General features: G+C 72.4%; 23 protein-coding genes and 1 pseudogene. 14 read left to right on the plus strand and 10 right to left on the minus strand.

The genetic code is table 11. The features are described from left to right. Positions 1-362 precede the first annotated feature (362 nt). Complete coding sequence (locus tag DMB66_RS02020; RefSeq protein WP_255440275.1) at positions 363-980, minus strand: TetR/AcrR family transcriptional regulator; 618 nt, start codon at positions 978-980, stop codon at positions 363-365. Positions 981-1,119: 139 nt separating this feature from the next. Here DMB66_RS02020 and DMB66_RS02025 point away from each other — a divergent pair, with 139 nt between their 5' ends. Beyond that, positions 1,120-2,343: an NAD(P)/FAD-dependent oxidoreductase gene (locus tag DMB66_RS02025; protein WP_125802238.1), complete on the plus strand. Its 1,224-nt coding sequence runs from the start codon at positions 1,120-1,122 to the stop codon at positions 2,341-2,343. Between the two features lie 258 nt (positions 2,344-2,601). Here DMB66_RS02025 and DMB66_RS02030 read toward each other — a convergent pair whose 3' ends face one another. Genes DMB66_RS02030 through DMB66_RS02040 form a run of 3 tightly spaced genes read right to left on the minus strand, consistent with a single transcriptional unit; the run spans position 2,602 to position 3,895 of the window. Continuing rightward, complete coding sequence (locus DMB66_RS02030) at positions 2,602-3,024, minus strand: thioesterase family protein (RefSeq protein ID WP_125802239.1); 423 nt, start codon at positions 3,022-3,024, stop codon at positions 2,602-2,604. 30 nt (positions 3,025-3,054) lie between these two features. Beyond that, a complete protein-coding gene (locus tag DMB66_RS02035; RefSeq protein WP_125802240.1) occupies positions 3,055-3,237 on the minus strand; it encodes a hypothetical protein in 183 nt (60 codons plus the stop codon). Positions 3,238-3,289: 52 nt separating this feature from the next. Continuing rightward, a complete protein-coding gene (locus tag DMB66_RS02040) occupies positions 3,290-3,895 on the minus strand; it encodes a hypothetical protein (RefSeq protein ID WP_233624233.1) in 606 nt (201 codons plus the stop codon). 143 nt (positions 3,896-4,038) lie between these two features. Here DMB66_RS02040 and DMB66_RS02045 point away from each other — a divergent pair, with 143 nt between their 5' ends. Genes DMB66_RS02045 through DMB66_RS02060 form a run of 4 tightly spaced genes read left to right on the plus strand, consistent with a single transcriptional unit; the run spans position 4,039 to position 6,096 of the window. Further along, positions 4,039-4,410 (plus strand): VOC family protein, encoded by a 372-nt coding sequence (locus tag DMB66_RS02045; protein WP_125802241.1) that lies wholly within the window; start codon positions 4,039-4,041, stop codon positions 4,408-4,410. A gap of 26 nt (positions 4,411-4,436) precedes the next feature. Beyond that, positions 4,437-5,354, plus strand: a complete 918-nt coding sequence (locus DMB66_RS02050; protein WP_199751756.1) for an aminoglycoside phosphotransferase family protein — start codon at positions 4,437-4,439, stop codon at positions 5,352-5,354. Positions 5,355-5,413: 59 nt separating this feature from the next. Further along, positions 5,414-5,758: an Mth938-like domain-containing protein gene (locus DMB66_RS02055; RefSeq protein ID WP_233624234.1), complete on the plus strand. Its 345-nt coding sequence runs from the start codon at positions 5,414-5,416 to the stop codon at positions 5,756-5,758. Between the two features lie 44 nt (positions 5,759-5,802). Next, a complete protein-coding gene (locus tag DMB66_RS02060; protein WP_125802243.1) occupies positions 5,803-6,096 on the plus strand; it encodes a hypothetical protein in 294 nt (97 codons plus the stop codon). Between the two features lie 21 nt (positions 6,097-6,117). Here the strand turns inward: DMB66_RS02060 and DMB66_RS02065 are convergent, their stop codons facing one another. Next, positions 6,118-7,008, minus strand: coding sequence for a PHB depolymerase family esterase (locus DMB66_RS02065; protein WP_125802244.1), 891 nt, complete (start codon positions 7,006-7,008; stop codon positions 6,118-6,120). Between the two features lie 105 nt (positions 7,009-7,113). Here DMB66_RS02065 and DMB66_RS02070 point away from each other — a divergent pair, with 105 nt between their 5' ends. Beyond that, positions 7,114-8,097: a helix-turn-helix transcriptional regulator gene (locus DMB66_RS02070; protein WP_125802245.1), complete on the plus strand. Its 984-nt coding sequence runs from the start codon at positions 7,114-7,116 to the stop codon at positions 8,095-8,097. A 122-nt stretch (positions 8,098-8,219) separates the two neighbouring features. Here the strand turns inward: DMB66_RS02070 and DMB66_RS02075 are convergent, their stop codons facing one another. Then, positions 8,220-9,350, minus strand: a complete 1,131-nt coding sequence (locus DMB66_RS02075; RefSeq protein WP_125802246.1) for a HAMP domain-containing sensor histidine kinase — start codon at positions 9,348-9,350, stop codon at positions 8,220-8,222. Then, positions 9,347-10,003, minus strand: a complete 657-nt coding sequence (locus DMB66_RS02080; protein ID WP_125802341.1) for a response regulator transcription factor — start codon at positions 10,001-10,003, stop codon at positions 9,347-9,349. The genes DMB66_RS02075 and DMB66_RS02080 overlap by 4 nt, the downstream gene beginning before the upstream one ends. Positions 10,004-10,126: 123 nt before the next feature. On the opposite strand from DMB66_RS02080, the gene DMB66_RS02085 reads away from it, so the two are divergent. From DMB66_RS02085 to DMB66_RS02115, 7 genes and pseudogenes are all read left to right on the plus strand, one after another. Continuing rightward, positions 10,127-10,711 carry a hypothetical protein gene (locus DMB66_RS02085; protein ID WP_125802247.1) on the plus strand — a complete coding sequence of 195 codons (585 nt, stop codon included), beginning with the start codon at positions 10,127-10,129 and terminating at the stop codon, positions 10,709-10,711. Continuing rightward, a complete protein-coding gene (locus DMB66_RS02090) occupies positions 10,708-11,748 on the plus strand; it encodes an efflux RND transporter periplasmic adaptor subunit (RefSeq protein WP_233624235.1) in 1,041 nt (346 codons plus the stop codon). The genes DMB66_RS02085 and DMB66_RS02090 overlap by 4 nt, the downstream gene beginning before the upstream one ends. Then, positions 11,745-12,401: an ABC transporter ATP-binding protein gene (locus tag DMB66_RS02095; protein ID WP_125802248.1), complete on the plus strand. Its 657-nt coding sequence runs from the start codon at positions 11,745-11,747 to the stop codon at positions 12,399-12,401. The genes DMB66_RS02090 and DMB66_RS02095 overlap by 4 nt, the downstream gene beginning before the upstream one ends. A 2-nt stretch (positions 12,402-12,403) precedes the next feature. Further along, positions 12,404-13,589: pseudogene (locus tag DMB66_RS02100) on the plus strand (ABC transporter permease). Positions 13,590-13,679: 90 nt separating this feature from the next. Beyond that, entirely contained in the window at positions 13,680-14,090 is a 411-nt protein-coding gene (locus DMB66_RS02105) for a Fur family transcriptional regulator (protein WP_199751799.1), read from the plus strand. Next, positions 14,083-16,371 (plus strand): catalase/peroxidase HPI, encoded by a 2,289-nt coding sequence (katG, locus tag DMB66_RS02110; RefSeq protein ID WP_125802250.1) that lies wholly within the window; start codon positions 14,083-14,085, stop codon positions 16,369-16,371. Before DMB66_RS02105 ends, katG begins: the two co-directional genes overlap by 8 nt. A 71-nt stretch (positions 16,372-16,442) precedes the next feature. Then, positions 16,443-16,868, plus strand: a complete 426-nt coding sequence (locus DMB66_RS02115; RefSeq protein WP_199751759.1) for a PPOX class F420-dependent oxidoreductase — start codon at positions 16,443-16,445, stop codon at positions 16,866-16,868. A gap of 35 nt (positions 16,869-16,903) precedes the next feature. On the opposite strand, the gene DMB66_RS02120 is transcribed toward DMB66_RS02115, so the two are convergent. The 3 genes from DMB66_RS02120 to DMB66_RS02125 all read right to left on the minus strand — a co-directional run bounded on the left by DMB66_RS02120 (position 16,904) and on the right by DMB66_RS02125 (position 19,950). Then, complete coding sequence (locus DMB66_RS02120) at positions 16,904-17,617, minus strand: DUF1062 domain-containing protein (protein ID WP_233624236.1); 714 nt, start codon at positions 17,615-17,617, stop codon at positions 16,904-16,906. 222 nt (positions 17,618-17,839) lie between these two features. Beyond that, positions 17,840-18,016 (minus strand): hypothetical protein, encoded by a 177-nt coding sequence (locus DMB66_RS60955; RefSeq protein ID WP_158647113.1) that lies wholly within the window; start codon positions 18,014-18,016, stop codon positions 17,840-17,842. After that, the gene (locus DMB66_RS02125) at positions 18,013-19,950 is read right to left on the minus strand and encodes an ABC transporter ATP-binding protein (RefSeq protein WP_370318325.1); all 1,938 of its coding nucleotides are present in this window, start codon (positions 19,948-19,950) and stop codon (positions 18,013-18,015) included. The genes DMB66_RS60955 and DMB66_RS02125 overlap by 4 nt, the downstream gene beginning before the upstream one ends. 325 nt (positions 19,951-20,275) lie before the next feature. Here DMB66_RS02125 and DMB66_RS02130 point away from each other — a divergent pair, with 325 nt between their 5' ends. Then, positions 20,276-20,521: a hypothetical protein gene (locus DMB66_RS02130; RefSeq protein ID WP_125802252.1), complete on the plus strand. Its 246-nt coding sequence runs from the start codon at positions 20,276-20,278 to the stop codon at positions 20,519-20,521. Positions 20,522-20,539: the final 18 nt, after the last annotated feature.

Below are 20,539 nucleotides of genomic sequence, written 5' to 3' on the forward strand. Positions count from 1 at the left end.
GTGCGCACTGCCGGGAGGGTCACTCCCCGCGACGCCGCACAGCAGGAGCTGGTTTGTTGTGCCCGGCAACGTTTTCCCATAACGGCCGGTAGCACAAGCGATGTCGCCGGGCGATCTTGTAACGCGGCATAACAATCCGGCAACACGAATACGCCCCCCGGCCGCCGCGGCGGATCGCGGATCGCGCGTCGCCGCCCTGATCACGGCCCCACTCCGGGGATCTAACCCCGTCGAGAGGTGGGGTCATTCACCCGAAATGCACCTTCCGGCCACCCCTCGGCGCCGGGCCTGGCGCAGCGGGCCCGGCGCAGCGGGCGGCAGGCCCGGCGCAGCGGGCGGCGGGCGGCGATTTGGTCGACCGGTCACGGCGCGCCGCCGAGGAGACGGCGCACGGCGGCGAGTTGGGCGTGACCGAGCTGCCGCCGGTCGTGGGCGGTCAGCTGGTCGTCGTTGCGCAGCGACCACTGGTCCATCACCTGCAGCACGGCAACGGCGAGGCGAGCCTGGAGCGCCGCCGGCAGGTCGTCGCCGATCTGCCCGGTGCGGCGGCCCACGGCGATCGCCTCGGCCAGCCACCGGTCGATGACCGCCCACGCCCCGTGCAGCGCCGCGCCGGGCTGACGGGGAGCGTCGTCGAGGTAGAACATCCGCCCCACGTCGCCGAGCTGCGGCTGGCGCTCGCCGAGCGCGGCCAGGCGGCCGATCAGCTCGGTGATCTGCGGCCAGAAGTCGTCGGACAGGTCCTCCGGAGCGGGGATGTGCAGCGCCCGCACGAGCCGCTCCGCGCCGTCGCTGATCACCAGTTCGAACAGCGCCTGCTTCGAGCCGACGAAGTGATAGAACGAGCTCTTGCTCATCCCCGCGCTGCGGATGATCGCATTCAGCGAGGCCTGCTCATAGCCGCGGCCGGCGAACTCGGCCGCGGCGAAGCACACCAGCGCTTCCCGCCGCGCCTGGGCCATCCGCCCCACCCCGGACATGGTCACAGCCCCCACGCTAGCACCGCTGGACCGGGTGGTCCAACGGTGCTACGGTCGATTGGACCACCCGGTCCAGAGCCCATCCCCTGCGCGCTTCGCGCAGCTCAGGCATGACTTGGCGACGAGGAAGGCGGCCGGGATGACATTCACGCGGGGCGCGATCGCGACCCAGCTGGCAGCGGCCGCGACCGACCGGTTGCGGGTTCTGATCATCGGGGCGGGTATCGCCGGGGCAACCGCGGCGGCGCTGCTCCGCGCCCAGGGCCTGCACCCGGTGGTGATCGAGCGCGCCGGCCCGGGCGCCGATCCCGGGTACATGCTGGCGCTGATGCCGCTCGTCGATCCGGCGATCGCCGCGCTCGGGCTGCGGAACCGCTACCTGGCCGCCGGTGTGGGCCTGGACCGATACCGCATCGCCGACCGGCACGGCCGGCTGATCCGCGAGTATTCCCTGGCCGGGATGCTCGGCCGGCACGGCGACTACCGCGGCCTCAGCCGCGGCGCCCTGCTGGACCTGCTCGGCGACGGGCCGGCCTGCTACGGCACCACGGTCACCGAGCTACGCCAGGACCCCGGCCGGGTCACCGTCGCGCTGCGGACCGGTGCCGGCAGGGCGACCGTGGACGCCGAGTTCGACGTGGTCATCGCCGCCGACGGGCTGCACTCGGCAACCCGCGACCTGCTGCTGCCGGCGGAACGGGTGCGGCGGTTCGACAGCGGCTGGGGTGGCTGGGTGTCGTGGGCGCCGCCCGACGCCGACCCCGACCTCGGCGAGGAGCTGTGGGGCACCGGCTTCTTCGCCGGCACCTATCCCGTCGCCGGGCGGATCGGCGTGTTCGTCGGCGGGCCGCGCGAGGACACCCGCCGCGGGCCGCGAGCCTTCACCGCCGCCATCCGCGACCGGATACCCCGGCTCAGCGATCGGCTCGGGGCGGCGCTGCACTCGGTCGCCACGAACCCGTCGACCTACTATTGGCCGCTGGTCGACCGGCGGGCCACCCGATGGGCGAGCGGGCGGGTTGTGCTGCTCGGCGACGCCGCCGCCGGATTCCTGCCCACGGCCGGCATCGGCGCCGGCATGGCCATCGAATCCGCCCACCTGCTCTGCGCCCACCTGCGGTCGGGGCCGGCCGCCCGGATACCGGCGATATTGCGCGGCTACGAGCGGGCCCAGGCGCCGCGGGTGCTGGCGGCCCAGGACAACTCCCGCGCCCTGGCCCGGCTGATGCTCCACCGCAGCCGGGTGCTGGCCGCGGTGCGCGACACCGCCGCCCGCCGGGTCAGCCTGGAGATCGCGCTGCGCCCCATCACCAAGCTCCTGCGCAGCCGGCCCCCGGTCCCCGACCCGCTCAGCGGTTCCTGACAGCCCGCCCGGGGACGGCTCGGGGAATCCCGCGCCATCGCCAGGGCGTCGGCGATCACCCGGCTGAAACTGGCAGGTTTCGGCGGGCGCGAGGCCGCCTCCAGGACGTCCGCGGCGGGCGCGGAGCAGCGGATCGGTCAGCCCGCGGACCGCCACCAGCTCGATGCAGGCGGCGTGCCCGGTCGCTTCCAGCAGCGCCGTGAAACGCCGAACCCGCGCGGGCCAGTCGGGCCGCGAGATCTCGACCTCCCAAGGTCGCTACATCCCCAGATACGACGGAACGGCGGCCAGGGACCGCAACCGCTCGGCGGGGTCGGGCACGAGGCGGCGCAGGTCGCGGTCCAGCACGCCGCAGACGCTGGCGAGCCGGGCGACCGGCGTGCCGTCGATGCGCGTGTAGTCCTGCTCCACCTGGAACGTCTTGCCCGTACCCCAGAGGAACTGGCAGGTGACCTCGACCTCGTCGCCGGCGCGCAGCTCCTTCAGATAGCGGATCGTGGTCTCCAGCACGACCGGGCCCACGCCCGCACCGACCAGCACCTCCGGCGTCAATCCGGCAGCATGAAAGCACTGCCAGCGGGAGTGTTCGCCGTACTGCAGGTAGACGGCCTGGTTCACATGCCCCTGGAGGTCGAGCTCGTAGCCCCGCACCGCGATCCGTACCTGAAAGACGTCAGCCATCGGCCGATCCTGCCACGGCGAGGATCTGTCCTAGTCGTCGTCCTCACCGTCACCGTCATCGTCGTCGTCCTGGTCACCGCCCGGGCAGCCGGAGAGTGTCAGCAGGGTGGCCGTGGCGCCGGCCGCCAGCAGCGCCCGGCCGAAGAAGGCTCGTCGGTCGATCCCGGTGCCGGCACTGGGGCCGTGCGCCGCCTTGCGGTCTGTGTCTTCCATGCCGGCATTCTGGCAGCGTGGTGGTGCTGCCGTGAAGCCTCCGCAGCATGTACTACCAACGGTGGGCGACATCTACCACGATCCGGCTGTGTGCGCCCGGGCCGGCCAGCGGCATGACCCGGAACGGTAGCCGCGCCCGCACCCCGACGGCGAAGGTCGTGTAGCCCTCGAAGGAACCGCCGAACACCACGTCGCGGAGCGTGTCGTAGCGCAGCACATTGGCCACGTGGTCGCCACTGCGCGCGTCGATCGTCGAGACGTGACCCTCGTCGTACGCCGGAGCCCGCAGGGTCACCCACAGATATGCCCCGCCCGCCGCGTACGGCACCAGATCGAGGCCCTCGCCGTCGGTGGGCACCTGGGCGCTGTATCGCACCGAATAGCCCTGCGCCGTGCCGTCGAACTCGAACACGACCCGGTCCCAGCATTCGTGCCGGCCGGTCCGCACGGTCAGCAGCGGCGCCGTGCTGAGCGGGCCGGCGGTCTGCTCGCCACTCCCCCAGGTGATGGCGCATGCGGCCGGAGCCAGCACGGCCGGTGCGGCGCCTTCCCCGGTGGCCGCCGGCGCATTCTCGCCGCCGGCCGCCGGGCCGCCGCAAGCGGCGAGCGCCAGGCAGAGGGCCACGGCTGTCAGGGTCTTGCCGACCGACATTCGCATGTCGCACCTCCGGGGCCGGACATGGGAGCCGGTCACCGTTGACGCTAGGGCGGCCCGGCAAGACATGTGCACAGCGTGCGAATTCGGGAGCGCCGCCGACCGCGCCGACGCTAAATGTCGTACCCGGGTTCTAGCGTCAAGCCATGGACTGGAAGATCGAGCTCATCCCGGTGCCGGTGACCGACGTCGACCGCGCCAAGGCCTTCTACGAAAAGGTGGGCTTCAACGCCGACCACGACCACAAGGTGCAGGAAGGCCTGCGGTTCGTCCAGCTGACACCGCCCGGCTCGGCCTGCTCCATCGTGATCGGTGACGGCATCACCACCAAGATCCCCGGCAGCCAGGAGATCCAGGTCGTCGTCGCCGACGCCCCGGCCGCGCGCAAACAGCTGCTCGACGCCGGCGTCGACGCGAGCGAGGTCGACGTGCAGCCATGGGGCAACTTCGTCTACTTCCGCGACCCCGACGGCAACAGCTGGTCGCTGCAGGCGATGGAGTCGCGCCCCCAGGGCTGAGTCCCTGACTTGGTAGCGTCTGCCGGGTGCAAGGTCACGAGTACGGCGCTCCCCCTCCGCCGGCCGACATCACTGTCCCGCAGACCTTCCTCGACATGCCCCGCTGGTGGAGCGAGGGCTCAGGATGGCTGGAGGCGCTGCCCGATCTCGTCCGTGCCTATTGCTCACGCTGGCGGTTGACCGTCACCGGCGACATGAAACACGGCTCCAACGCGGCAGTCATACCTGTCGCCGGTGCCGGTGAGTCTTTCGCCCTCCGCCTGACACCCCCGGGGCCCGGCGTCGCCGAGCAGGCCGACGCCTTGCGATTCTGGGACGGGCGCGGCACGGTCCAGCTGATCGACGCCGACGTGGCGGGCGGAGCCATGCTGCTCGAACGGCTGGCAACCGACGCCTCGGTGCGGGACGTGCCGGTCGCGGAGGCCATGCGCATCCTGGGCGGCATGATGCGCCGGCTGGCGATACCGGCGCCGCAGCACGTGCGCAGCACCGCCGATGTCGTGGCGGCCAGGACTGCGGCGTTACGGGCCGAGTGGGAGCGCCGGGGCCGCCCCTTCCCCGAGTCCATGCTGCACCGGGCAGTCGCGGCCGGGTCCCGCCTGTCACACACGGAATCGCAGCTCGCGGTGAACGCCGACCTCCACTCCGAGCAGGTCCTTCGCGGCGACAGGGAGCGGTGGCTGACGGTCGACCCGGAGCTGATGCGCGGCGACATCGCCTACGACCTCGGCCGGATCCTCTGGACGCGCATCGACGACATGAGCGACGCGAGCGACATCGTCCGTCACTTCGAGACGGTGGTGAGCGCCGCCGAGATCGACCGCGACCACGGCCGGGACTGGGTCGCCTTCCGCACCGTCGACTACTGGCTCTGGGCACTGGCGGCCGGCCTCACCGAGGACCCCCAGCGGTGCCGGCGGCTCATGCTCGCCTTTCCACAATGACCACCGATCCACCGAGCGGGGTTGCCATGTCCGATTCTGCAGCGAGGTCCCCGAGGATCTTGACGGTCTCCTGGGGTCATCTGGAGGTGGAGGGCCTCGCCCCGGGCAAGGACTTCATGCTGTATCCGGGTGGCGGCCGGGAGTGGGACTGGTCCGAGACCGGGACCAGGCACAGTCCGGGCATCCAGCCCGGGGATGTCCAGCAGCTTCTCGATCGCGGCGCCCTCGTCGTCGTGCTGTCCCGCGGCATGGAGCTTCGGCTGGAGGTCGATCCCGAAACGCTGCGGCTGCTCGACGAACGCGGCGTGCAGGTCCACGTCGGCGAGACGACCGAAGCGGTACGGATATACAACGAGCTGGCGGGGTCTCAGCCGGTCGGCGGGCTCTTCCACTCGACCTGCTGAGAGGGTGCCGGATCAAGCGCGGGCCACTGGCCGGGGAACTCGGCGTGGCGCTGAAGCCGTCGGGTGGCCGGGAAGGGATGGCCGCCGCGCCGATGACCTGGGATCGTGTGCGCATGCCGACTGAGCCCATGGCGGACGAACCCACAGCCGACAGCGAACCCGGCCCGGTTGCCGGCGGGCGACCAGACCGATGGATCGTCTGGCGCCAGGACGACAACGGCAACCAATTCGAAGTCGCCCGGCGCGAGTCGCGTGCTGAAGCCGACGACCTGGCCGCCACGATGGAAGCGCGTGGGCACAAGCAGACGTACTGGGTGGCCGCATCGGTGGGCAAGTAACGACGACGGGCGCATGGCCGGTCAGCGGCGGCGTGGATGGGCGGCGAAGAAGTCCCACACGATGTCGGTCGCCACGATCGGGGCGTCCGGTGCGGCCAGTTGTCCACTCGCCGCTCCCGGCCACGAATGGCCCATGCCGGCCACGACGTACACCTCGACGTCGCTGCCGTCGGCGCACCGGGCGCTGGACCGGCGGACGCCCGCCGGGCCGCCCGGCCGTCCGGAGACGGGTACGCAGCTCAACCGTCGCTGCCACCTGGTGAGGCCGGTCCGGAAGTCGTCGAAGTACCGGTCCTGGGCACCGATGATGGTCACTACCGACACCGGCCTCTCCGGCACGAATCCGGCCGCCGCCGCGCGGGCACCGCCGAGACCGCCGCTCACCACGCCGATCGCGGCGAACACCCCGGCCGCCTCGACGGCGGCCCGGAAGCTCATGTCGCCGCCGTTGGATATCCCGGTGAGGTAGACGCGGTCGGGGTCCACCCGCCACTCGGCGATCAGGCGCTCGGTCAACGCGGTGAGGAACGCGACATCGTCCTCGGCCCCGCAGCAGATCAGCGCGTTGAAGCCACCGTTGGTCCCGTCCGGGTACGCGACCAGGAAGCCGTGCTCGTCGGCTTTGGCATCCAGCCCGATCAGGTCGCGCAGGGCGGCACCGGAACCGGGATAGAAGTGCAGGCCGACCACGAGCGGCACCGGCCGGTCGCCGTCGTAGCCGGGTGGCGCGTGCAGCAGGTACGTGCGCCGCTTGCCGTCGACATCGAGGGTAAGCCGGTGGTCACCGGCCGCGGGCGGCCTCGACCCCGGCGAGGCCACAGCGGGCGGCGACGGCCGGTTGGCCTTGGGTTCGCCGCAGCCGGCGAGCGACAGGCCGCACAGCACACTCAGGATCACGACCACGCGCCGCATCGGTCACCCCCGTTGTCGTCGACCGCCACGTCAGCAGGGTCGGCCACCGGCCGACGGCCGGTCAACGGTTTCGGCGACGGCCGAAACGCATGCCAAACTAGCTGGATGTTGCGTCTGTGGCTGACGCCGGCGGACCTCGCACGGGTCCGGTTCGGCGACCGGCTACATCCGGCGGGCACGGTGCTGCTGGCGAGCCAGGCCCTGCGCGAGCCGGCCATCGCGGCCTCGGTGCCGGGGCTGGCGCGCCGGGTCGCCCGGGCGGCGCCGGCATTGCGGCCGCTGCACCATCTGATGCCGCCGCGGGGTCTTGCGCCGGACTTCCTCACCCCGTTCGAGGGCCTGAGCTCCCTCGAGGACGGCCTGGCGGTCATCCGGTCGACGCCGGTGCGGCGGGTCCGGGCGGAGGTCGCCGCGGCGTACGCCCGGGTCACGGTGAGCGCCGCCCGGCGCCGGTTCGCCGAGGCCGATCCGCAGGTGCTCGACCTGCTGGTCGCGGCGATGCGGTCGTACTTCCACCAGGTGCTGGCGCCGGACTGGCCGGCGCTGGCCCGGGCGCACCGCGGGCAGGTGGGCGAAGCCGCGGACCGCTATGCCCGCTCGGGGGCCGGCGGGCTCCTGTCGGGTCTGCACCAGGGGATCCGCTGGCGGGAGCCGGTGCTGGAGGTGGACGCCTGGCGGCGCGGCGACGTGCGCCTCGGCGGTCACGGGCTGGTCCTCGTGCCGTCGCCGTTCGCCGGCCCGCGACCCCGGGTGCTGCTCGAGCCGGACCGGCCCGCCCTGGTGGTCTATCCCGTCGAACCGCCGGCCGCCCTGAACGGCCGGCGGACCACGCCCGATCCCCTGGCCGGCCTGCTCGGGCGGACCCGCAGCGCGGTGCTGATCCATACCACCCGGCCCGGCCCGCACACCACGTCGAGCGTCGCCCGTGCGGCCGGCATCAGTGTGTCGTCGTCCTCGGAACATCTGACCATGCTGCGCGCCGCCGGCCTGGTGGCGAGCCGTCGCGACGGTGGCGCGATCGTGCACCGCGCCACGCCGCTCGGCCGGGAGCTGGTGAACCTAGACGACTTCTCCGCACCTGGCCGATGATGTTCCGCGCGGTAATTGATCTTAGTTGGCAGGTCGCCGGGTCTCCCCCTCTTCACCCGGGCGGATGAGGCCGGTCTCGGATATGCGAAGACGAAGACCTGTACCCGGTCGCGGAGCCGGCCTCAGGTGGCCGCCGGCAGGGTGACCGTCACGGTGAGGCCGCCCTCGTCGCGGGGCGTCGCGTGCACCTCGCCGCCGTGCGCCCGGGCCACCGCCCGCACGATCGACAGGCCCAGCCCGACGCCGGGACCGGCGAGCCGCTCGGTGTCGAGCCGGCGGAACGGTTCGAACAGGCCCTCCACGTCGTACCGTGGCACGACCGGGCCGGTGTTGGTGACCTCCAGGGTGGCCAGTCCGTCCTTGGCGTACGTGGCCACCCGGACCCAGCCGCCGCCGGGCAGGTTGTGCCGCAGCCCGTTCTCCACCAGGTTCTGCACCAGCCGTTCGAGCAGCACCGGGTCGCCGATCGTGGTGGCCTCGTCCAGTTCGACCTTGATCTCCGCGCCGCACACGTGTGCCGCGATGTCGGCCAGGTCCACGTAGGAGCGTTCGGTCAGTTCCCGTTCCGAGCGGGCCAGCAGCAGCAGGCCGTCGATCAGCCGGCCGTGCCGGTCGTTGATCGCCAGCAGGGTCGTGCCGAGCTGGCGCATCTCCGCCGACGCCGATCCCTGGTGCAGGGTGACCTCCAGCAGCGTCCGGTTCAGGGTCAGCGGGGTGCGCAGCTCGTGCGACGCGTTCGCGATGAACCGCCGCTGGCCGTCGAAGGAGCGGTCCAGCCGGGTCAGCATCAGGTCGAAGGTGTCCGCGAGCTGCTTGATCTCGTCGTCCGGGCCGGCCAGCGCGATGCGGTCGTGCAGGCCGCGGTCGGCCGCCGGGGACTCGGCGATGCGCCGCGCGGTCTCGGTGATCCGGTGCAGCGGCTGCAGCATCCGGCCGGCCACCAGCCAGCCCAGCGCGATCGCGGCGGCACCCACCACCAGCAGTGCGATGCCGCCCTGGGTCAGCAGGGCGGAGAGCGCGTCGTCGCGGGTGTCCGCGACGACGCGCTGGAACATCACGTTGGGCGTCATCGCCTCCGGCGGCGATTCGCCGGCCACCCCGGTCTCGGCGGCCACGCTGCCGCCGGTCACGAGGGTCTTGCCCGGCAGCTGTTGCGACACCAGGACGTAGGTGAAGCCCAGCATGACGACGCCGGCGACGAGGAACAGCCCGCCGTACACCAGGGTCAGCCGGCCGCGCACGGTGAGCCTCATCCGATCCGATACCCCACTCCCGGCTCGGTGAGCAGCACCGGCGGGTTGCCGAGCTTGCGGCGCAACTTCAAAATCGTCATCCGTACGGCGTGCGTGAACGGGTCCGCGTTCTCGTCCCACGCCTTCTCCAGCAGCTGCTCGGCCGAGACCGCCGTGCCGTCCGCCCGGAGCAGCTCGGCCAGCACGGCGAACTCCTTGCGCGACAGGGGCACGTACCGTCCGTCCCGGAAGACCTCGCGCCGGTGCGGGTCCAGGCTGATCCCGGCCCGGCGCAGCACCGGCGGCGCGGCCGGCCGCGACCGGCGGCCCAGCGCGGCGACCCGGGCGGCCAGCTCCCGGAAGGCGAACGGTTTGGGCAGGTAGTCGTCGGCGCCCAGGGCCAGCCCCTCGACCCGGTCGTCGATGTCCGCCGCCGCCGTCAGCATGATGATCCGCAGGGTCGCGTCCCGCCCGGCGAGCTGCCGGCACACCTCGTCGCCGTGCACGACGGGCAGGTCCCGGTCGAGGATCATCACGTCGTAGTCGTTCAGCCCGGCGCGTTCCAGCGCGGAAGCGCCGTCGTAGACCACGTCGACCGCGTGGGTGTCGTGGCGCAGACCCGCCGCGACGGTGTCGGCCAACAGCGGTTCGTCCTCGACGACCAGGATGCGCATGCCTTCATAGTGACTCATGGTCACGTCACCTGGGCGTCATCGTTTTTCGTGACGGCCGGGAAACCCGCCGGGGACTTCACTGCTTCCCGTGGCGGCCGCCCGGCCGCCGACGAGGAGACGACGATGCCCAGAACGAGGATGCCCACTACCGGGATGTCCCGTACCAGGATCTTGGCGCTCGGCCTGCTGCTCACCGCGGCGGCGGCCGGCTGCGGGCCGGCACCGGCCGGCGAGGAGGTGGCCTCCGCGGGCGGCGCGCCCACCGCGAGTGCGAGCGCCGCGGCGGCCGGGGGCGAGGACGCGCCGCTGAAGTTCTCCCAGTGCATGCGCGAGCAGGGCATGACCTGGTTCCCCGACCCGAAACCGGGCGGCGGCGGGCTGCAGATCAAGGTCCCCAAGGGTACGGCCAAGGAGAAGATGGACGCGGCCATGGCGGCGTGCAAGAAGTGGGCGCCGGACGGCGGCGAGCGGGGCCCGGCCGATCCGAAGCAGCTGGAGCAGGCCCGGCAGATGGCGCAGTGCATGCGGGACAACGGGGTGCCGAACTTCCCCGATCCGGATGCCGACGGCAACATGCACGTCGACGGCGAGAAGATCGGCGCGGGGCCCGGCGACGCCACCTTCGACAAGGCCGACGAGGCCTGCTCGAAGTACCGGCCGAGCGGCACCGACGGCGGCACCGCGAAGAACGAGACGAGTGCGGGGTGAGCCGCCGGATGGGGTACGCCGCCGCGGCGGTCGCGCTGACGGCGGGTGCCGCGGCCGCCGTCGTGGTCGGCCTGCCGGACGCGCAGGAGCAGGCCGAGGCGACCACGCCGGGAATCACGGCGGTCGTGACGCGGCAGACGCTGGTCGACACCGAGACCAGCGACGGCGAGCTGGGGTACGGCGACACGACGGCGCACGCCTGCCGGCTGTCGGGCACCGTGACCGCGCTCGCGGCGGAGGGCGCCACGGTGACCCGGGGTAAGGCCCTCTACCGGATCGACGACGACCCGGTGGTGCTGCTGTACGGATCACTGCCCGCGTATCGGACGTTGTCATCGGGGGACACGGGCAGGGACGTCAAGCAGTTCGAGAAGAACCTGTGGGCGCTGGGGTATCGCGGCTTCACCGTGGACCGGGACTACACGTCGGCGACGGCTTCCGCCGTACGGGATTGGCAGGATGATCTCGGGGTCTCCGAGACCGGGACCGTCGATCCGGCCCGGATCGTGTTCGCGCCCGGCGCGGTCCGGGTCGACAGCCGGTCGGCCGCGCCGGGCGACGCCGCGCAACCCGGCACCGCCCTGTTGGAGACGACCGGCACCGGCCGGGTCGCCACCGTCGAGCTGGACATCTCGGACCAGCGGCTGGCCCGCGAGGGCGCGGCCGTGCGGGTGACCCTGCCGGACGGCAAGGAGGTCCGCGGGACGATCAAGAGCGTCGAGACCGTGGTCACCCCCGGCGAAGGCCAGGAGGAGGCGTCCACCAGCCTGTCGGTGACCATCGGTTTCGCCACCGCGCCGGCCGGCCTGGACCAGGCCTCGGTCAGCGTGGCGTTCACCGCCTCCCAGCGGCCCGGGGTGTTGACGGTCCCGGTCGCGGCGCTGCTCGCGCTCGCCGAGGGCGGGTACGGCCTGCAGGTCATCGACGGCGGCGGCGCCCGGATCGCCGCGGTGGAGACGGGCCTGTTCGCCGACGGCCGTGTCGAGGTCTCCGGCAGTGGGATCGCGGACGGCACGACCGTGGGCATGCCGTCATGACCGTGATCGAGCTGTCCGGCGCGACGAAGTCCTACCCGGGCGGGGTGACCGCGCTGGACGCCGTGGACCTGACCGTGGAGTACGGCGAGCTGGCCGCGGTCGTCGGCCCGTCCGGCTCGGGCAAGTCGACGATGCTGCACCTCATCGGCACCCTCGACCGGCCGTCGGCGGGCACGGTGAAGATCGACGGGCACGACGTGTCCCGGCTGTCCGACCGGCAGCTGTCGGCGCTGCGGTCGCGCCGGATCGGCTTCGTCTTCCAGCAGTTCCACCTCGCGCCCGGCCGTACCGCGGTCGCGAACGTGGCGGACGGCCTGCTGTATGCGGGCGTACCCCGCAAGGAGCGGGAGCGGCGCGCGGAGGCCGCGCTGCACCGGGTGGGCCTGGGCGCCCGGCTCGGGCACCGGCCGCACCAGCTCTCGGGCGGTGAGCGGCAGCGGGTGGCGATGGCCCGGGCGGTCGCCGGCGATCCGGCCCTGCTGCTGGCGGACGAGCCGACCGGGAACCTGGACTCGGTCGCCGGGGCGGGGGTGGTCGAGCTGCTGCGGGAACTGCACGCGGGCGGCACGACCGTCCTGGTGATCACGCACGACCGGGACCTGGCCGCCGGCCTGCCGCGGCAGATCTCGATGCGCGACGGGCGGGTGAGCTGACGATGGCTCTCCTGACACCCGCCCGGCTGGGCGTCGCCGACCTGTTGCGGGTCGGCCTCTCCGGCCTGTGGGCCCGGCCGCTGCGCGCGGTCCTGTCGTCGCTGGGGATCGCGATCGGCATCGCGGCGATGACCGCGGTGGTGGGCATCTCGGCGTCCAGCCGCGCCGACCTGGACCGCGAGCTCGCGGCGCTGGGCACGAACCTGCTCACGGTCGGCCCGGGCAACACCATGTTCGGCGAGGAGGCGACCCTGCCCGACGAGTCGCCGGCGATGATCGCCCGGATCGGGCCGGTGCACGCGGTGGCCGCGACGGGCACAGTGCCGGACACGTCGGTGTACCGGACCGACCGGATCCCGTCGGCGCAGACCGGGGGGGATCTCGGTGTCGGCGGCCCAGCTCGACCTGCTGTCGACGGTCGGCGCCTCGGTCGCGTCGGGTTCCTGGCTCAACGCGGCGACCGCGCGATACCCGGCGGTCGTGCTGGGCGCCGTGGCCGCCCGGCGGCTGGGCACCGGGCCCGCGGTCTACCTCGGCGGCCGGTGGTTCACCGTGACCGGGGTGCTGGCCCCGGTGCCGCTGGCGCCGGAGCTCGACTCGGCGGCGCTGATCGGCTGGCCGGCGGCGACGGAGTACCTGGACTTCGACGGGCACCCGACGACCGTCTATACCCGGTCCGACGACGCGCAGGTCACGGCCGTCCGCGACGTGCTGGCGGCGACCGCGAACCCGGAGAATCCCGACGAGGTCAAGGTCTCCCGACCCTCGGACGCGCTGCCGGCCCGGCAGGCCACCAACAAGACCTTCACCCAGCTGCTGCTGGGGCTCGGGGCGGTGGCGCTGCTGGTCGGCGGCATCGGGGTCGCCAACACGATGGTGATCTCGGTGCTGGAACGCCGGGCGGAGATCGGCCTGCGCCGGTCGCTGGGCGCGACGCGGGGTCAGATCCGGGTGCAGTTCGTGGCGGAGTCGCTGCTGTTGTCGCTGGCCGGCGGTGCGGGCGGGGTGCTGCTCGGCTTCGCGGTGACGGCCCTGTACGCGACGACGCAGGCCTGGCCGACCGTGGTGCCGGTCTGGGTGCTGCTGGGCGGGGTGGCCGCGACGGTGGTGATCGGGGCGCTGGCCGGGCTGTATCCGGCCATCCGGGCGGCCCGGCTGGCGCCGACGGAGGCGCTGGCCGCCGCCTGACCCGGCGTGGCACCTCGTCGATATTCTTGACTGATTCCAGAAAAGGGACCAGAATCCGGAGTCGTGGCCACGACTCCGGATTTCCCGCGGATGCTGCGCGGAGCCGCGTTGCGCGTGACCCGTCCCCGGGTCGCGGTGCTGCACGCGGTGCACACGCATGCGCACGCCGACACGGAGTCGATCATCGGTGCCGTCCGCCGGAATCTTCCCGAAGTGTCGCACCAGGCCGTCTACGACTGCCTGCACGCGCTGACGGCGGCCGGCCTGGTGCGACGCATCCAGCCCGCCGGCTCGGTCGCCCGCTACGAGGCCCGGGTCGGCGACAACCACCACCACGTCGTCTGCCGGTCATGTGGTCGCATCGCCGATGTCGACTGCGCCGTCGGCGAGGCGCCCTGTCTGCATGCCTCCGACGGCAGCGGCTTCGCCATCGACGAGGCCGAGGTCGTCTTCTGGGGCCGGTGCCCCGACTGTCCCGTCACGGAAGGAAATCATGTCTGACAACCACGACCCCATCGTCCACGACCCCGAGGTGGGAGCGGCCTCCGTACCGTCCGAGGAGCACCAGCCCATCGACCACGACGCGGAGGTGGGCGCCGAGTCCCGCTGTCCCGTGGCGCACGGTCGTGCCCCGCACCCGACCCAGGGCGACAGCAACCGCGCCTGGTGGCCAAACCGGCTCAACCTGCGGATTCTCGCCAAGAACCCCGACGTGGCCAACCCGCTCGGTGCCGAGTTCGACTACGCCGCGGCGTTCCAGACCCTCGACCTGCCCGCCGTGAAGCGGGACGTCGCCGAGGTCATGACGGCCTCGCAGGACTGGTGGCCGGCCGACTACGGCCACTACGGCCCGTTCATGATCCGGATGGCCTGGCACAGCGCGGGCACGTACCGGATCAGCGACGGCCGCGGCGGCGCCGGCGCCGGGCAGCAGCGCTTCGCGCCGCTCAACAGCTGGCCCGACAACGCCAGCCTGGACAAGGCCCGCCGCCTGCTCTGGCCGGTCAAGAAGAAGTACGGCCAGAACCTCTCCTGGGCCGACCTCATGGTCCTGGCCGGCAACGTGGCCCTGGAGTCGATGGGCCTGCAGACCTTCGGCTTCGCCGGCGGCCGCCCGGACGTCTGGGAGCCCGACGAGGACGTCTACTGGGGTCCCGAGACCACCTGGCTGGGCGACGACCGCTACACCGGCGACCGCGACCTCGAGAACCCGCTCGCGGCGGTCCAGATGGGCCTCATCTACGTCAACCCGGAGGGCCCGAACGGCAACCCGGACCCGATCGCCTCGGCCCGCGACATCCGCGAGACGTTCAGCCGGATGGCGATGAACGACGAGGAGACGGTCGCGCTGATCGCCGGCGGCCACACCTTCGGCAAGACCCACGGCGCCGGCCCGGCCGAGAACGTCGGCGCCGAGCCCGAGGCCGCCTCGCTGGAGGAGCAGGGCCTGGGCTGGAAGAACGCCTACGGCACCGGCAAGGGCGGCGACACGATCACCAGCGGCCTCGAGGGCGCCTGGACGAACACCCCCATCGCCTGGGACAACAGCTTCTTCGAGATCCTCTTCGGGTACGAGTGGGAGCTGTCGAAGAGCCCGGCCGGCGCGCACCAGTGGAAGCCGAAGGACGGCGCGGGAGCCGGCACGGTCCCCGACGCCCACGACGCGGCGAAGAGCCACGCGCCGACGATGCTGACGACCGACCTCGCGCTCCGCCTCGACCCGATCTACGGGCCGATCTCGCGGCGCTTCAAGGAGAACCCGCAGGAGTTCGCCGACGCCTTCGCCCGCGCGTGGTTCAAGCTGACCCACCGCGACATGGGCCCGATCGCCCGCTACCTGGGCCCCGAGGTGCCGGCCGAGACGCTGATCTGGCAGGACCCGGTGCCCGCGGTCGACCACGAGCTCATCAACGCCGGTGACATCGGGGCGCTCAAGGGCCAGATCCTCGCCTCCGGCCTGACGATCCCCCAGCTGGTCTCCACCGCGTGGGCCTCGGCCTCGACGTTCCGCGGCAGCGACAAGCGCGGCGGCGCCAACGGCGCCCGCATCCGCCTCCAGCCGCAGAGCGGCTGGGAGGTCAACAACCCGGACGAGCTGGCGGGCGTGCTGCGCACCCTGGAGAGCATCCAGGAGACGTTCAACGCCACCCAGACCGGCGGCAAGAAGGTCTCCCTGGCCGACCTGATCGTGCTCGCCGGCTCGGCGGGCGTCGAGCAGGCCGCCAGGAACGCCGGCCACACCGTGGAGGTCCCCTTCACGCCGGGCCGCACCGACGCGTCGCAGGAGCAGACCGACGCCGAGTCGTTCGCCCCGCTCGAACCGACCGTGGACGGGTTCCGCAACTACCTCGGCAAGGGCCACCGCCTGCCGGCCGAGTTCCTCCTGGTCGACAAGGCGAACCTGCTGACCCTGAGCGCCCCCGAGATGACGGTCCTGGTCGGCGGGCTCCGCGTCCTGGGCGCGAACCACCAGCAGTCGCCGGTGGGCGTCCTCACCACCACCCCGGGGTCGCTGACCAACGACTTCTTCGTCAACCTGCTCGACATGGGCACGGCGTGGCGGGCGATCGCCGACGACGCGAGCAGCTTCGAGGGTCGCGACCTGGCCACCGGCGAGCTGAAGTGGACCGGCAGCCGCGTCGACCTGCTCTTCGGCTCGAACTCGGAACTGCGCGCGCTCGCCGAGGTCTACGCGAGCGACGACGCGCGGGAGAAGTTCGTGCACGACTTCGTCGCGGCCTGGGTCAAGGTCATGAACCTCGACCGGTTCGACATCGCCTGATCCGTCCGGGCCGGCCCCAGCAGGGGCCGGCCCGGCTAGGCTCTGGGTCCGGTGGCAGGAGAGGTGGACCCATGCCGAGGATGACCGAGGAGCAGTGGCGGAGCTTCGTCTCGGCGGGCACGCGCACCGGCAAGCTGTCGACAGTCCGGGCCGACGGCAGCCCGCATGTGACGCCGATCTGGTTCCTGCTCGACGGCGACGACCTGGTGTTCACCACCGGCGCGGCCAGCGTCAAGGGCCGCAACCTGCTCCGCGACGGGCGGTTCGCGCTCTGCGTGGACGACGACCGCCCGCCGTTCGCCTTCGTCGTGCTGCAGGGGCGCGTCGCGGTGTCCGAGCAGCCGGACGAGCTGCGGCAATGGGCCACCCGGCTCGCCGCCCGCTACGTGGGCGAGGACCGGGCCGAGGAGTACGGCGCCCGCAACGGAGCGCCCGGCGAGCTGCTCGTCCGCGCCCACATCGACAAGATCGTCAGCCTCGCCGGCGTCTCCGACTGATCGGACCTCCCCCAGGGGATCGTCACCCGCGGCGCTCAGCGGCAGTCTTCATCCACCCCCTGTCGGCGGAGGGTGAAGCTGAAGTCGCCGGACGATGTCCCGGTGAGACGACGCGTCGAGGAGAGGTTGCCGGCGGCGACGAGCCTTCGTACTTCGGATCGCGACACGTCCAAACCGACCGACAGCAATCTCGTCAGCCTGATCGGGATCCGCTGGGCGAAGCGGACCGAGGTGTCGATCACCTCGGCTTCGGGAACGCCGACCGTCGTCTTCCGGAGAGTCCACGCGCCGTCCCAGTCGAGCGCGACGCGGTTTCGGCGCAGCAACCCCGGGTCCGCCAGCACCTTCGCCGCGAGGTCGAGATCGTTGTCGTGGAATCGGGTCAGGGCCGACGGATCGACGGCGCGGACGTGAACTCGTTCCAGGACCGTCAGTTTGACGGTCTCCCCGCATCCGACGCACAGCGCCAGCAGCCAGACGTCGAGGAGCTTGTGATTCGCGTTGACCCGGAACTTCCCGTCGGAGCGATACCACGCCGAGGGACAGCTCAGGCAGCGGCGACGAATCAGCGGCAGGCCCGTGGAGCACACCAGCCAGCGCGTCGCGAGTCGTCGTACGGTTTCGTTGTTGGTCATCGGTGGATACCGATCTGCTGCGACATTTCCGTGCGGAGACGACGCTCCGCGGAGGGAGTCCGCGCATGACGGAGGAGCGAGTGGCGGGCCGGGTGTCACGACGGCGCGCCGCACTCGCTTGGTCCATGCGGGATGTCAGTGCTCGAGAGAGCGGGCCCTGCCCCGATCACACGCCGCGGACATGGTCCGATGGGGCCACCTGCGGGAGCGGATTCAGCTCCCTGTGGTGGCCCCGGAACTCATGGCGTGCCTACTCGGCGCGGTGGAGTCTCAGCTGGTGTACAACGGCCCGTCCTTGTTCGGCGCCTCATGCGCGTGCGTCTCGGCGATGGGACGCTAGCAGCGCGCCGCCGGACAACTCCACGGATTATTGATGCTCGACAGTGCGGACGGGGTGGGTGCGTCGGGAGGCGGCGGCCCGGGCGGGCCGCCGCCCGGACCGTCGTCGGCGCCGACCGCGGCGTCGGAGAGGTCGAGACCGATGCGGAAGCCGGCGGATATCGCGGAGCTCACGCCGGGATGGCGGGATCGTCCGCCGGGCCGAGCGTGCCCGCGGCTTCGAGGTTGTCGCCGTGCGGCGGTGGTGACGACCGGTAGCCGGCGGCCTGCAACGTGAACAACTGCGAGTAGATGCCGCCGGCAGCCATCAACTCGGCGTGCGTGCCCGCCTCGACCAGGGCGCCGCGGTCGAGGATGAAGATCCGGTCGGCGTGCGTGATGTTGGCCAGCCGGTGCGTGATCAGGATCGTCGTCTTGCGGCCCTGCCGGCCCCGCAGCGCCCGGAACAGGGCGTCCTCGGCGCGCGGGTCGAGCGCCGAGGATGGCTCGTCCATGATCAGCAAGGGTGCGTCGCGCAGGAAGGCCCGGGCGGCGGTGATCCGCTGCCACTGCCCGCCGGACAGGTCCTGTCCGTCCTGGAAGGTGCGGTCCAGCAGGGTGTCGTAGCCGTGCGGCAGGTCGCTGATCATGTCGTGCGCGACCGCCATCATCGCGGCGGCCTCGATCCGCGCCGGGTCGGTGGTGCTGTCGACGTCGCCCATCGCGATGTTCGTGGCGGCGCTGAACGGCCACTTGTGGTGCTCCTGCAACGCGACGGCGATGTTGCGGCGCAGCCCGTCGCTGTCCCAGCCGGCGTACGGCTGCCCGTTCCAGCGGATCGTGCCGCCGGTCGGCTCCCGCAGCCCGGCGATCATCGCCGCGAGGGTCGATTTGCCGGAGCCGTTCTCGCCGACCAGGGCGATGGTCTCGCCGGTGCGGATGGTCAGGCTCACCTGGTCGACCGCCGGCCGGTCCCGGTCCGGATACCGCAGGGTCACCTCGTGTACGGACAGCTCGCGCAGACCCTCCGGGGCAGGCCGGGTGCCGAGATCGGCGCTGCCCGGCGGCGGGAGTGGCAGGTAGCCGTCCGCGGTCGCGAGGAAGCGGACGTACTCGTTGAAGAACTGACCGCTGGTGTAGACCCGGTCCACCTGGAACGTCACCTGCGCGAGGGACCGCTGCGCGGCCTGGACGGCGATCACACACGTGGCCGCCGCGGCCAGCGGGATCCGCCCGTCCAGCAGCAGCGTGCCGAGCAGCAGATACACCCCGGTCAGGGCGATGCCGCCGACGGCCGCGCCGACGCTGGTGGTCGTGGTGACCCGGCGTGCCACCGTCAGCTCCACGGCGGTCTGCGCGCCCATCACCCGGTCGTAGAGGCCGAGCAGGAAGCCGCGCAGCCCGTACGAGCGCAGCTCCGCGGCCGAGACCCGGTCGGCCATCAGCTGTTGCAGCACCCACTGCCGGCGCCGCCGGGTCGAGCTCGCCAGATAGCTCTGGAACTTCACGTGGCCGGCGCGCAGGGCGGCGTACGCGGTCGGGACGGTCGCGACCAGCAGGGCGAGCAACAGCAGCGGATGGATGGTCACCACCGCGGCGGTGACCGCGAGCACGCTGACGATGCCGGCGAACAGGTTCATCGTGTTCTGCACCAGCTCGATCGCGGCCTCCGTGCCGCGGGTCGCCCGCTCCATCCCCTCGGCGAAGCTGTCGTCGTCGAACGCCTTCAGTTCCACCGCGGTCGTGTGCTCGAACAACTCCCGCTCCACCACCAGGTGCACGCGCGGCGTCAACCCGTTCAGGGCGTACCCGACCACCAGGCCCAGCCCGCCGCGGACCGCGGTCGCGGCAGCCAGCCAGACCAGCGCGGGCAGCGCCGCGCGGACCCGGTCCGGGGTCGGGCCGCCGGCGAACAGCTCGATCAGCACCCGCTGCGTGGCCAGCAGCCCGAACGCCGCCAGCACACCGGACGCCAGCGTCGCCGCCCCCACCGTCACCGTCCGCAGCCGGTCGGCGCGCCAGGCCACCCGCAACGCCCTGACCACCAGCCCGGGCAGCTCGGTGAACACCCCCAGCAGACCCGCGGCCGCCCGGGCCCGGACCCCGGTCTCCCACCACGACGGGCGCAGCTCGGGCAGGACGGCCTCGCGGGTGCCCGGGCCGGGCTGCGAGGGGACGGAGCCGCGGCCCTGGGTCTGGTTCGTCGTGGTCTTCACCTGTGCCCCGTTCCCTGCGATCGGCGGTGCGCCGTTGATCTGGCCGGACGGTCCTGGAGGCGGGTCAGGACATAGCGGTGCCGCTCCGGAGCGGCCGGGCGCCTCGCATGGGCTTCGTCCCCGGAGCCTATGGCGGTTCCCGCTCGGGGACCGCCGACGACGACGGACAGCCGGTGCGGCCGGCGCATCAGCGGGTACGGTCCGGGCGGGCGAAGGCGCGACGCGGTCGGCGTTGTTGATGACAACGGCTGCCACGTGTGTGATCGCCGTCCAGGCCGCGCAGCGGTCCCTCGCGCAGGTGACGTTCCAGGTGGACCGGGTCTACACCAGCGGTCAGTTCTTCAACGAGTACGTCCGCTTCCTCGCGGCGAGAACGGCTCCGGCAAATCGACCCTCGCGGCGACGATCGCCGGGCACCGACCTGGGACTGCACGGCCAGGCTGTCGACGCCCCGCGCGGCGGCCCGGTCGGCCTCATGAGATGACTCGCGCAGCACTGCCGA

The organism is Actinoplanes sp. ATCC 53533 (assembly GCF_003947245.1).